At 72.0% G+C, this 11,910-nt stretch carries 11 protein-coding genes; 4 read left to right on the forward strand and 7 right to left on the reverse strand.

Features of this window, described 5'->3' with window-relative positions; genetic code table 11:
• The 7 genes from ABGB01_RS28100 to ABGB01_RS28130 form a co-directional block, all read right to left on the reverse strand.
• Positions 1–1,239 carry a CoA transferase gene (locus tag ABGB01_RS28100; RefSeq protein WP_347776520.1) on the reverse strand — a complete coding sequence of 413 codons (1,239 nt, stop codon included), beginning with the start codon at positions 1,237–1,239 and terminating at the stop codon, positions 1–3.
• The gene (locus ABGB01_RS28105; RefSeq protein WP_347776521.1) at positions 1,232–2,353 is read right to left on the reverse strand and encodes a CapA family protein; all 1,122 of its coding nucleotides are present in this window, start codon (positions 2,351–2,353) and stop codon (positions 1,232–1,234) included. Before ABGB01_RS28105 ends, ABGB01_RS28100 begins: the two co-directional genes overlap by 8 nt.
• The gene (locus tag ABGB01_RS28110) at positions 2,350–3,171 is read right to left on the reverse strand and encodes an amino acid ABC transporter ATP-binding protein (RefSeq protein WP_347776522.1); all 822 of its coding nucleotides are present in this window, start codon (positions 3,169–3,171) and stop codon (positions 2,350–2,352) included. The genes ABGB01_RS28105 and ABGB01_RS28110 overlap by 4 nt, the downstream gene beginning before the upstream one ends.
• A complete protein-coding gene (locus ABGB01_RS28115; RefSeq protein WP_347776523.1) occupies positions 3,168–4,013 on the reverse strand; it encodes an amino acid ABC transporter permease in 846 nt (281 codons plus the stop codon). The genes ABGB01_RS28110 and ABGB01_RS28115 overlap by 4 nt, the downstream gene beginning before the upstream one ends.
• Complete coding sequence (locus ABGB01_RS28120) at positions 4,010–4,906, reverse strand: transporter substrate-binding domain-containing protein (RefSeq protein ID WP_347776524.1); 897 nt, start codon at positions 4,904–4,906, stop codon at positions 4,010–4,012. Before ABGB01_RS28120 ends, ABGB01_RS28115 begins: the two co-directional genes overlap by 4 nt.
• 120 nt (positions 4,907–5,026) lie before the next feature.
• The gene (locus tag ABGB01_RS28125; protein WP_347776525.1) at positions 5,027–5,950 is read right to left on the reverse strand and encodes a PaaX family transcriptional regulator C-terminal domain-containing protein; all 924 of its coding nucleotides are present in this window, start codon (positions 5,948–5,950) and stop codon (positions 5,027–5,029) included.
• 81 nt (positions 5,951–6,031) lie between these two features.
• Positions 6,032–7,075: a PaaX family transcriptional regulator C-terminal domain-containing protein gene (locus ABGB01_RS28130; RefSeq protein ID WP_347776526.1), complete on the reverse strand. Its 1,044-nt coding sequence runs from the start codon at positions 7,073–7,075 to the stop codon at positions 6,032–6,034.
• A 124-nt stretch (positions 7,076–7,199) separates the two neighbouring features.
• Here ABGB01_RS28130 and ABGB01_RS28135 point away from each other — a divergent pair, with 124 nt between their 5' ends.
• From ABGB01_RS28135 to ABGB01_RS28150, 4 genes are read left to right on the forward strand one after another with little or no spacing between them, the layout of a single operon-like run.
• Positions 7,200–8,192, forward strand: coding sequence for a phosphate/phosphite/phosphonate ABC transporter substrate-binding protein (locus tag ABGB01_RS28135; RefSeq protein ID WP_347776527.1), 993 nt, complete (start codon positions 7,200–7,202; stop codon positions 8,190–8,192).
• The gene (locus ABGB01_RS28140; protein WP_347776528.1) at positions 8,185–8,976 is read left to right on the forward strand and encodes a phosphonate ABC transporter ATP-binding protein; all 792 of its coding nucleotides are present in this window, start codon (positions 8,185–8,187) and stop codon (positions 8,974–8,976) included. The genes ABGB01_RS28135 and ABGB01_RS28140 overlap by 8 nt, the downstream gene beginning before the upstream one ends.
• A complete protein-coding gene (phnE, locus tag ABGB01_RS28145) occupies positions 8,973–10,625 on the forward strand; it encodes a phosphonate ABC transporter, permease protein PhnE (RefSeq protein WP_347776529.1) in 1,653 nt (550 codons plus the stop codon). Before ABGB01_RS28140 ends, phnE begins: the two co-directional genes overlap by 4 nt.
• Before the next feature lie 16 nt (positions 10,626–10,641).
• A complete protein-coding gene (locus ABGB01_RS28150) occupies positions 10,642–11,847 on the forward strand; it encodes a cytochrome P450 (RefSeq protein WP_347776530.1) in 1,206 nt (401 codons plus the stop codon).
• Positions 11,848–11,910 lie beyond the last annotated feature (63 nt).

Raw genomic sequence — 11,910 nt, forward strand, 5'->3', positions numbered from 1 at the left:
TCAGATCACCCCTTCCTCGGCCAGCGCCTGAAGCTCGGCGCCTGAGTAGCCGAGGAGCCCGCCGTAGATCTCGGCGTTGTGCTCGCCGAGGCCGGGCGCCGGCCGGTCGAGCGCCGCCTCCGAGGCGGAGAAGCGGATCGGCACGCCGGTCCCGTACAGGTCCGCGTGGCGGCCGTGGCGCGGATGCTCCAGGGGCACGACCTCCTCGCGCTCCAGCACAAGCGGGTCGCGTACGGCGTCGCCGGGCTCACGCACCTCGGCGGCGGGCACGCCGTGCCGGGTGAGCAGGTCGAGGACCACGGCGAGCGGCCGGTCGGCCGCCCACGAGCCCACCAGCTCGTGCAGCTCCCCGGAGTTGGCCACGCGCGCGTCCCGGGAGGCGAACCGCGGGTCCGCGGCCAGGTCGTCGCGTCCCATCGCCGCGAACAGGCCGCGGGCGAAGGCGTCGGTCGGGCCGCACAGCGCGAACCAGCCGTCCGCGGCGGGGAACGTGCCGAACGGCGCCAGCCTGGGCACGGTCGTCCCCGTGCGCATGGGCAGGCCCAGCTTCTCGTAGGCGTCGAAGGGCTCGCACGCGACCAGCGAGGTGAGCGCCCCGAGCATGGACACGTCCACGTGCTGGCCCTGGCCGGTCGCGTCGGCCCGCAGGACCGCGGCGAGTGTGCCGATCACCGCGTACAGCGGCGCGACCAGGTCGCCCACCGGCAACCCGAAGCGGACAGGCGGCTCGCCGGGCGCGCCCGCGGTCATCATCACGCCACTGAGCGCCTGGATGATGGTGTCCATCGCCTTGCCAGAGCCGGGACCGCCCTGCGCGCCGAAACCGCTGATCGACGTGCACACGATGCCCGGGTTGATCGTGCTCGCCCAGTCGTGGCCGATGCCGAGCCGCGCCGTGACGCCGGCGCTGTAGTTGTCGATCATGATGTCCGACACCCGGACCAGACCGGCCAGGACGTCGCGGGCCCGGGGATGCTTCAGGTTGAGCGTGACGCTCTGCTTGTTACGGCCCCGCAGGAGCATCGACACGGACATGTCGCCGTCCCCGCCGCGGGCCAGTGCCAGCCCGTCGGCACCGAGATAGGGGGCGTTGTTGCGGGAGCTGTCGCCGCCGGTCAGCGGATTCTCCACCTTGATCACGCGGGCGCCGAGCCCGGCCAGCAGCAGGGTCGCGTACGGCCCGGACAGCGCCGTGGTCAGATCGATCACCGTGCGGCCGGCGAGCGGACGTTCAGCCACGCAGCACCACCTCGTCCCCCTCCCAGCGGAACTCCGTCTCCAGGCCCGCCTGCCGCGTGATGCGCTCGATGTACGCCACGACCCGCCGTCCCTCCTCGTCGTCGCCGAGCGGCACCGGCCGGCCGGCGGCGTCGATCCAGCAGGGCACGAGACCGGCCGAGACCAGGCCGTCGCGGTCGAAGCGGCAGAGCGCGATCGCGGTGTTCCGGCTCTCGGGATGAAAGGGGTAGTACGGCATGTCCGGGTCCGGGGCGAAGCCGTACAGCTCGACTCTGCGGCGCGCCCACGCGGCCCGTTCGCCTTCGTCGCCCGTTGTGGGCGTCAACGCGTGGGTGACGGTCACGAAGTTGCCCAGCCCGTGGTAGATCGGCCTGCCGCGGTACATCTCGACGCCTCGCATGATGTGGGCGTGGTGGGCGAACACGGCGTGCGCTCCGGCGTCGACGGCGGCATGGGCGACGGGCCGCTCGTACATCGCCAGCACGGCGGGCGTGTGGCCGACGCCCTTGTGCAGCGACACCAGCACGACGTCGGCCCCGGCGGCCAGGGCCGCCACGTCGGCGGCCAGCCGCTCCAGGCAGGCGGGATCGGCGAAGGTGTAGACGGCGGGCGGCCCGCCGGGGCTGGCGTGGTCGAGTTCGTAGTGGGTCAGCACCTTGACGTACGCGCAGCCCGGCTTGCGGCTGGTCGCCCAGGACTCGCGCGGGCCGACGCAGTTGTAGCTCAGCACGCCGATCCGCAGCCCGTCGCGCTCCACGACCGCGGGACGGCGGGCCTGGTCGAGAGTCATGCCGGCGCCCGCGGTGGCCAGCCCGGCGTCGGTCGCGTACCTGATCGTGTCGGCCACTCCCTGGTCGCCGACGTCGTAGACGTGGTTGCCCGCGAGCGTCACCACGTGGAAGCCGGCCCCGGCGACCGCGGGGAGCGCGGCGGGATCGGCGGGCGGCGCGGGCACGTCGGTGCTGACCTGGGCGGTGGACGTGCTGTGGGGCACCTCGATGTGGCCGATCACCACATCGCCCCGGTGCAGCGTCTCCCGTGCCGGGGCGAAGAAGGACGCGGGGTCGGGCTCGTCGACGACGAGGTCGCCGACGGCCATTACCGTGCAGGTCACGAGGTGGTCTCCTCCTCGGGCGCGCGTTCGTCAGGGGCCGGCGCCGCGCGTCCGGAGAAGCGCGACAGGAAGGCTCGCAGGCGGGGCGAGGCGGGGTTGTCGAAGATCTCCTCGGGAGTGCCGGTCTCGACCACCCGGCCCTCCTCCATGAAGACGCAGCGATCGGCCACCTCGCGGGCGAAGCTCATCTCGTGCGTCACGATGATCATGGTCATGCCGCCGCGGGCCAGATCGAGCACGACGCTCAGCACCTCGTCCACCAACTCGGGATCGAGCGCGCTGGTGGGTTCGTCGAAGAGCATGATCCTCGGATGCGTGGCCAGAGCCCTGGCGATGGCGACGCGCTGCTGCTGGCCGCCGGAGAGCATCCGGGGATGGGCGTCCGCCCTGCCGGCGAGCCCCACCCGCTCCAGCAGCCGCAGCGCCTCCGCACGCGCCTCCTCCTGCCCGAGGCCGTGGACCGCCACCTGCGCCTCGACGACGTTGCGCAGCACGCTCCAGTGCGGGAACAGGTTGAACTGCTGGAAGACCATGCCCATGCGGCCGCGCTGGGCGGCCACGCGGCGGTCCGGCAGGGGACGCAGGTGGCCCCTGTGCATCTCGTGGCCGAGCAGTTCCCCGTCGAGGTACATCGCCCCGCCGTCGATGCTCTCCAACTGGTGGACGCAGCGGACCAGGGTGGACTTGCCCGACCCGGACGGGCCGATGACGGTGACGACCTCGCCCTCGTGCACGTCGAGGTTCACCCCGTCGAGCGCCAGGTGGTCGCCGAACCGCTTGCGCACGTCACGGACGTGCAGGACCGGGGTGTCGCTCACCGCTGCCCCCTTCCGAAGTGCTGCTCCAGGCGCCGCTGGCCGAGCGACAGCACGGTGACCACCACCAGGTACCAGGCGCAGGCGACGATCAGCAGCGGCACGATCTCGTAGGTCCTGTTGTAGATCACCTGCACCGAGTACAGCAGGTCGGCCATCGCGATCACGCTGACCAGGGAGGTGCCCTTGAGCAGGCTGATGAACTGGCTGCCGGTGGGCGGGACGATCACCCGCATCGCCTGCGGAAGAACGACCTTGACGAAGCTCTGCCTGGACGTGAAGCCCATCGCGCGGGCCGCGTCACGCTGCCCGCCGTCCACGGCCAGGATGCCGGCCCTGACGATCTCGGCCATGTACGCCGCCTCGTGCAGGGTGAGCCCGATGACGGCGGCGGTCAGCGAGCTGATCACGGAGTTGGTCGGCCACGAGACGAAGGTCGGTCCGAACGGCACGCCCAGCGAGATCCGCGGCAGGAGGTAACCGAGGTTGAACCAGAAGATCAGCTGGACCAGGGGTGGTATGCCGCGGAAGACCGCGACGTAGACGCCGCAGGCCCAGGACACCGGCTTGAAGCCGCTCAGCCTGCCCGACGCGAGAAGCACCCCGAGCACGCTGCCCAGCACCATCCCGATGACGGTGAGCAGCAGCGACATGCCCAGACCGCGCAGGATGTTCGGGTCGAACAGGTAGGTGCCGACCACCGGCCAGGCGAACCGCGGGTTGGTGACGAGGAACCAGGCGAACTGCGCGACGAGCACGAGCAGCACGGCTCCGACCACCCAGCGCAGGGGGCGAATGCGAGGACGGGCCAAGGCGACGTCCACGACCTGCGGTGCCGAGCTCATTGCGCCGCCGCTGTGTTCATCTCGGGCTCCTCCACCGCCACCTTCTGGAGCCCGTACTTGTCCATGATCTTCTTGTACTCGCCGTTCTTGAAGATCTCCTTGAACGCGTCGAGCATGACCGGGCCGAGACCGCTGGACTTCGGCACGAGCATCGCCAGCTGGTCGACGCCGGCTCCCTGCTCGTCGGTCTGCGTGACGTACGTGAAGGCGTCCTTCTGCTTCGCCAGCACGTCGAGGGCCGCGCTCTCGGTCATGCCCGCCGCGTCGGCCCGGCCGGACGTGGCGGCGAGGATGGTGCCGTTCGTGTCGGCGAAGCCGATGAAGTCGATCTGCGGCTTGCCCTGCTTGGCGCACCATTCGGTCAGGCGCCTGGCCTGGTCCTCGACGATGCTGCCCGCGGTGCCGGCGACCCGCTTGCCGCACAGGTCACCCGAGCTCTTGATGGCCGCGGACCCGGCCTTGGGGATCAGATAGGAGGTCCGGGTGACCATCCACACGATCGCGTCGAACTGCTTCTCACGCTCGGCGGTGTCCTTGACCGGGCCGTTGAAGGCGTCGTACCGGGAGGCGAGCATGCCGGAGAGCGCCGCGGGCAGGCCGCTGACGATCGAGATCTCGGTGCGGACCCCCAGCGCCTTGCCGAGGGCGTCCTGCAACTCCTTGTCGATGCCCGTGACGGTCTTGCCGTCGTTGGCGACGATCCGGTAGGGCGGGTGGGAGTCTCCGGCAAATCGGATGACGCCCGTTTCCTTGATGGCATCGGGTAGGGCGTCGTACAGAGCCGTCGCACCGGCCGGCCGCTGCGTCTCACCGCCGCCTCCGCCGCCGCAAGCTGCGGCGCTGGCGAGAGACAAAACCGCCGCACTCGCGAGGATGGTCCTGGGCAGTCTCATGGTGGTCCTCCCGCGACCGGACTAAGGCTGCAGTTTGTTGTGCGGTCGTTGGGATAAGTGTCACACCTAAGGGTGCACGCCTGTCAAGAGGCGGCTGTGCGGTGGAGTGGCGGGGAACGATCAGGTGGGCGCGAGGATGGAACCGGTCCGGTGATGGGCGACCAGCTCGGCCAGCCCGGGCTCGAACTCCGCGACGATCTGCTTGACGCGGAACTCGGCGAGCGGCCCCAGGGTGTCGTAGATCTCCACGAAGAGACCCCTGGCCGCGGCGCGCGGCCAGTCGGCGGGCAGCAGCTCCGCCGGCAGGTCGGGGTCGTGGTTGGGGAACGTCCGCCAGGTGTCCATGATCCCCGAACGCGCCACCAGCGCCTCGGACGCGCCGACCGCACCCTTGCGGACGCGTTCCAGGAGAGGCGCGTACTGGGCCACGAACTCCTCGTAGGCGCGCCGGAGCTGATCGAAGTCCCACGCCTCCTGCGGGGCGCGCATGCCCGGGAGATCCAGGGCCTCGGCGCGGAAGACCGTCGCCATCGGGATCTCCAGCTCGGTGAGCACCGCCGCCGCACTGTCGGCGTTCGCCCGCGGCGAGACCCACAGCCCGTCGTAGAGCGGGGCGAAGCCGAGCCAGCGCAGCCGCGCGCGCAGCGCGTGCCGCAGGTCGCGCTGTTCCTCGGAGATGGAGAAGGCCGCCATCACCCATCTGCCGTCCCAGGCGCCCTGCTCCAGGCCGAAGGACATGATCCGCTGCCTGCCCTCCAGCATCACCGCGGCGGCCCGGTCGGTCAGCCGGTAGTAGGTGCGCCGCCCGGACTTGGACGACTCCAGCAGATCCCGTTTGGTCAGGCGGCTGAGCGCGGCCCTGGCCGCCACCGCGGAGACCCCGAACTCCTCGGCCAGCCGCACCAGGGCAGCGGACGGCAGTTGTTCGGGCCGGCTGATCCAGTAGTCCCCGAGCAGCGTCGTGATCAGGTGCTGCGGTGGCGCGCCGACCTGGAAGCGCGGAAAGTCGACGTCTCCTGCCACGGACAGCTCACTATCATTCACAACAGGAGTATATTGACAACGCTTGAACGTGCGCTCGTTATAGGAATGTCATGCTTCCTGGGGGGTCCTCGGTGTGCGCTGTCACCGAGCTCCGCCGTCTTTCCGCCACGGGCCGGCCAGGTCGCCGCCGGCGAGGAGGTCGAGGCGGTCGCGGTCGGTCGTCTCGTCGAAGCTCGTGTGACGGCGGGTCACCGGCGACTCCAGGCCGGACACCTGCGTGAAGGTGTGGTGCGCGGCCAGCCCGGCCAGTTCGGGGTCGAACCCGGCGAGGATCTCGCGGAACCGTTGCTCCGCCGGCTCCCCGAGCGAGTCGTAGATCTGCACGCACAGCCGCCTGGCCTCCTCGCGTGGCCAGCCGGCGGGCAGCAGCTCGGCGGGGAGGTCGGGGTCGAGCGTGGGGAACACCCGCCAGTCGGTCATGATCGCGGTCCGCAGCCGCAGCGCCTCGCCGGGGCACGGGCCGGACCTCGCCAGCCGCTCGGCGACCGGCCGGTGGGTGTCGATGAAGCGCAGGTAGCGTTCGCGCAGGGCGGTGACGTCGAAAGCGCGGGCCGGCACCGGGTCCAGGTCGTCGTCGGCGACCTTGCGGGCCCGGAACACGACCACCCCGCGCACGCCCAGCCTTCGCGCGAGCGCGACGACGTCGTCCGTCTTGTCGTGCGGGGACACCCACACCGCGTCGAAGACCATGCCGAAGTGCAGCAGGCGCAGCCCGTCGCGCAGCGCGCGGCGGGAGTCCCGCTGATCCTCGGGCACCGAGAACGTGACGACCGTCCACTCACCGTCCCAGCGCGGCGTGGCGGCGCCGAACGTCAGCAGCCGGCGCATGTGCGCCACGATCACGTCGTTGGCCCGGGGCGGCAGCCCGTACGCGGTGGTGCGACCGCTGCGGGAGCTGGTCAGCAGCCCCCGCGAGGTGAGCCGCCGCAGGGCGGCGCGGGCGCTGGCCGCGGTGATGCCGAACTCCTTCAGCAACCGCACCAGCGCCGCCGACGGGATGTGCTCCTGCCGCCAGAACCAGTAGTCGCCCAGCAGCGTGGTCAGCAGCCGCTGTGGCTCGGCCCCCTGCCGGGCCCTGGGCAGGGAGCCGGGCTCCGGCGACGCGGCCACCTGGCGTCCGTCCATCGTCAGACTCCTCAGCCTGGCCGCTCATTATGTTCGACAGTAATCCTACGGTCGTCACAGAACCGTTGACAATGCTCGTGGACCTGCTTACTTTGGCCCGACCACCTGCATGTGAGGAGCCGCGATGTTCCGAAAGTCAGCTCTGGGCGTCATCGCGGCGGGCGCCGCGATCGCACTCCTGCCCGCCTGTGGTGCCGGTCCAGGAAGCACCCGCAGCGCAGCCGCCGACGGTGACCGGCCCGGCGAGCTGGTCTTCGCCGCCATCCCGTCGGAGCAGAGCGACAACCTCGAGGCGTCGTTCGCCCCGATCGTCTCCGCGCTGCGGAAGGACCTCGGCGTACCGGTGCGGTTCCAGGCCGTCACCAGCAACGCCGCCGTCGTCGAGGCCCAGGTCGCCAAGCGGGTGGACGTCGCCGTCTACGGAGCCTTCAGCTACTACCTGGCGCGCAGCCGCGCCGACGTCGAGCCCGTCGGCGTCCCGCTGGCCGCCCCGGACGGCGACCCCGGCGCGCACGCCTACGGAGTGACCCGCGGCGACGACAAGAGCATCGCCTCGCTCAAGGACGTCGCCGGCAAGGACGTCTGCTTCACCGACCCCGGTTCCACCACCGGCTATCTCCAGCCCCTCGCCTCGTTGCGGGAAGCCGGCGTCGACGTGGACAACGACGTCAAGACCGTGTTCACTCACGGGCACGACACGGCGGTCGCCTCGCTGCTGGCCGGCGACTGCGACATCGCCTTCGTCGGCGACGTGTTCATCGACCAGCTGCTGCCCGCTCGCGGCCAGCTCAAGCCGGGGCAGGTCACCAAGGTGTGGACCTCGCCGCTCATCCCCGGGCCGCCGATCGTGGTCGGCACGTGGCTTCCGCAGGACGTCCGCGACAAGATCTCCAAGACGGTGACCGGCCTGACCGCGACCGGCGCGGCCTCCGCCGGGCTGTGTAAGGGCAACGAGATCAAGGGGCCGAAGACCTGGGGCCGGCACGCCGACGCCACGGCCTGCACCCTAGGCACCTCCGCCGCCTGGACGTTCGTCAAGGCCACCGACGCCACCTACCAGCCGATCACGCGCATCTGCGAAATCACCAAGGCCGAGGTCTGCACGTCCGGTGGCTGAGGAACCCGCCGTGACCGGCGACCCCGTGCTGCGGCTGTCGGAGGTCGGCAAGGGCTTCCACGGCGTCACCGTGCTCGACGACATCTCGCTGGACGTCCCGCGGAGTCAGTTCGTCGCCCTGGTCGGCCCCTCCGGAGCCGGCAAGTCCACCCTGCTGCGGCTGGTCAACGGCATGCACCTGCCGGACAGCGGCACCGTGCGCACCCTGGGCGAGAACCCGGCCACCTGCTCCCGCAGCCGGCTGCGCGCCCTGCGCGCCCGGGTCGGGTTCGTCTTCCAGCAGTTCGGCCTCGTCGGGCGGCTGTCCGCGCTGGAGAACGTGCTGATGGGGTCGCTGGCCACCCTGCGGCTGCCCAGGTACGGGGTGATGAGCTACCCGCGCGCGCTGCGGGTCCGCGCCGTGGAGCACCTGGACCGGGTCGGGCTGGCCGACCTGCGGTTCCAGCGCTGTGACACGCTCTCCGGCGGGCAGCAGCAGCGGGTCGCGATGGCCCGGACCCTGCTGCAGAGCCCCGAGTTGATCCTCGCCGACGAGCCGGTCGCCTCGCTGGACCCGGCGGCGAGCGTACTGGTGCTGGAGATCCTCAAAAGGATCAGCGCCGAGGACGGCATCTCCGTCGTGTGCAGCCTGCACCAGGTCGAGTTCGCGCTCTCCACTGCTGACCGGGTCGTGGCGCTGCGCGGCGGCCGGCTGGTGCTGGACGAGCCGGCCGCCGGCCTCACCGCCGAGCGGCTGCGAGAGATCTACGACCCGGCGGCGGCATCCCGGGGGCCGGGCCGATGACCAGCACCACCTCTCCGACGCACGCCCCGGCCGCGGCGGACCCGGGCCCGCTGCGGCCGCCGTGGAGCGCCCGCGCCCTGGTCGCGGCGGGGCTGCTCGTCGCGGCCGTGGCCGTGACCTGGGTGACGTTCTGGTGGATCGGCCTGTCCCCTGCCACTCTGGCCGCAGGGCTGGACGACACCGCGCGGCTGCTGCGCCGGATGTGGCCGCCCGACCTGTCCGGCGCCGGCGACGTCGCCCGGATGATCATCGAGACGCTGCTCATCGCCGTGGCGGGCACCGGCCTGGCGGTGCTGGCCTCGGTACCGCTGGCCTTCACCGCCGCGCGCACCTTCCGCGGGCCCCGCTGGCTGCGGCCGGTCGCCCGGGTGGCCGTCGTGCTGACCCGGGCCGTGCCGACGCTGGCCTTCGCGATCCTGTTCGTACGGATCTTCGGCCTGGGTCCGCTGGCCGGCGCGCTCGCCGTCGCCGTGCACTCGGTGGGCATGATCGCCAAGCTGCTGGCCGACGCCGTCGAGGAGGCCGACCCCGTCCCCGCCGAGGCCGCCCGCGCGTGCGGGGCCGGCGAGGTGCAGGTGGCCGTCTCCACCGTCCTGCCCCGCGTGTTCCCCGCGCTGACCGCCATCGTGCTGTACCGCCTGGACATCAACATCCGGACGTCGGCCGTGCTCGGCGTCGTCGGGGCCGGCGGCATCGGTGTGGCGCTGCAGACCGCGCTGGGCAGCCTCAACTACCACCGGGCGGCGGGCATCATCTGCGTGATCGTCGCCCTGGTGCTGCTGCTGGAGTTGCTGTCGGTGGCGGTTCGCCGCCGCACCAGAGCCGGCCGGTCCGCCGCGGGCTCGACGGGTACGGCCGCGCTGCCCGCCGGGCGTGCCCCGCACGACGTCGGCTGGGACCGCGGCCGGGTGCTGCGGGTGGCCGGCACGGTCGCCACCGGGGTGGTCTTTCTCGTGTCGCTGTGGTCCCTGAACCCCGACCTGAGCCGGCTGTCCGGCGCCTGGACGAACCTGCGCGGCGTCCTCGCCGGCATGTGGCCGCCCGCGTTCTCCGGCGAGCTGCTCATGGCGGTGCTGGAAAGCCTGCTCATGGCGCTGGGCGCCGCCGCGGCAGGCGCGGCGTGCGGGCTGGTGCTGGCCCTGCTCACCGCCGTCAACACCACCCCTTGGCGGCCGCTGTCCGTGGTGGTCCGGGTGCTGCTGGTGGTTGTCCGGGGCATCCCCGACCTGGTGTACGCGCTGCTGTTCGTGGCCGCGCTGGGGCTCGGCCCGTTCGCCGGCTTCCTGGCCCTGTGGATCTCCTGCACCGCGCTGGCGGCCAAGTTCTTCGCCGACTCCCTCGAACAGCTCGACCCGCTGCCGCACGAGGCGCTGACCTCGGTCGGCGCCCGCCGGTGGCAGGCGTTCGCCGCCGGGATCTGGCCGCAGTTCGTGCCGTCGTTCACCGGCAACGGCCTGTTCGTGGCCGATCTGGCGCTGCGCGAGTCGATCGTGCTCGGCATCGCCGGCGCGGGCGGCGTCGGCTACCTCATGCAGGAGTCGATCGCCACGCTGAGGTACGACACCACCGCCGCCATCATCATCGCGATCGCCGTCGTGGTGTACGCCATCGAGACACTCGCCCGGATCGCGCGCAGGCACCTGCTGTGAACGAAGGGATCTCACCATGACCACCAACGGCGACGGCCTCTCACGCGCCTCCGACTGGGACCCCACCGCACCGGAGACCTTCGACAGCTCGCACGAGGTCTACGCCGAGCTGCGGCGGCGCTGCCCGGTGCCGTGGAGCGACGCCTTCGGCGGCTTCTGGGCCGCCACCCGCTACGCGGAGGTGGTGCAGGTGGCCAGGGACAGCCGGACGTTCAGCACCGCGGTGCAGAACGTCGTCCCGCACGTGCCGCGCGTTCAGCGCCGGCCGCCACTGCACTTCGACCCGCCCGAGCACGGGATCTACCGCGCCCCGATGGACCGGGTGCTGCGCCGCGGCGTGGTACGGCGTCTCGAACCGGCCTTCGCGCAGGCGGCACGCGAACTGCTGGAGCCGCTGCTGGCCCGCGGCGGCGGCGACTACTCCCAGGAGTTCGCGCTGCCGTACGCGGCGCATTGCTTCGCGATGTTCCTCGGCCTGCCGGTCGACCAGGTGCTGGAGATCCGCCGGATCGGCGTCGAGTACAGCTTCGCCATCCAGCAGATGGACCGGGCCCGGGTCATGGCGGCCAGTGACGAGTTGTACGCCATCGCCCGGGCCATCGTCGAGAACCGCCGGGCCAACCCCCGCGACCCGGACGAGGACCTGGTGAGCAGCCTGCTGCGGGCGTCCGGCGACCCGGAGCGGCCGATCCCGCACGACCTGGTCGTGGCCACCGTACGGCAGACCGTCGTGGCCGGCATCGGGGCGCCGCACGCCGTGCTGGGCAGCGCGGCCGTCCACCTGTCCCGCGACCCCGACCTCCAGGACCGGCTGCGCGCCGACCCCGGGCTGCTGCCGGCGACGATCGAGGAACTCCTGCGGCTGTACGCCCCCTACCGGGTGTTCGCCCGCACCGCCACACGGGATGTCGAACTCGGCGGCCGCACGGTGCACGCCGGAGAGGCCATCGCGATGATCTTCCCCTCGGCGAACCGGGACGAGGCGGTGTTCGACGACGCCGACCGGCTCGACCTTGGGCGGCGGCCCAACCGGCACCTCGCGTTCGGCCGGGGCGCGCACCGCTGCCCCGGCGCGGCGATGGCCCGGCTGGAGATGGCGGCCGCGCTGGGCGAGCTGCTCGCCGGCACCACCCGCGTCGAACCGGACGGCGAGGTGGAGATGTTCAACTGGCTGGAGTTCGGTCCGAGATCGGCGCCGCTACGCCTGGTCCCCCGCGGCTGAGCCCGTTTCCTGGGCCGCCGTCCGGCCGGCCCGCAACACCCCCTGTCCCGTCCATCAACCGTG

Origin of the sequence: Nonomuraea sp. B5E05 (genome assembly GCF_039880665.1) — a bacterium.
Classification (GTDB): Bacteria; Actinomycetota; Actinomycetes; order Streptosporangiales; family Streptosporangiaceae; genus Nonomuraea.

Bases quoted from the DNA above. Each gene is read 5' to 3' on its own strand.
- ABGB01_RS28135 (WP_347776527.1), top strand. From the start codon at position 7,200: ATGTTCCGAAAGTCAGCTCTGGGCGTCATCGCGGCGGGCGCCGCGATC.
- ABGB01_RS28150 (WP_347776530.1), top strand. From the start codon at position 10,642: ATGACCACCAACGGCGACGGCCTCTCACGCGCCTCCGACTGGGACCCC.
- ABGB01_RS28120 (WP_347776524.1), bottom strand. From the start codon at position 4,906: ATGAGACTGCCCAGGACCATCCTCGCGAGTGCGGCGGTTTTGTCTCTC.
- phnE (WP_347776529.1), top strand. From the start codon at position 8,973: ATGACCAGCACCACCTCTCCGACGCACGCCCCGGCCGCGGCGGACCCG.
- ABGB01_RS28115 (WP_347776523.1), bottom strand. From the start codon at position 4,013: ATGAGCTCGGCACCGCAGGTCGTGGACGTCGCCTTGGCCCGTCCTCGC.
- ABGB01_RS28130 (WP_347776526.1), bottom strand. From the start codon at position 7,075: ATGGACGGACGCCAGGTGGCCGCGTCGCCGGAGCCCGGCTCCCTGCCC.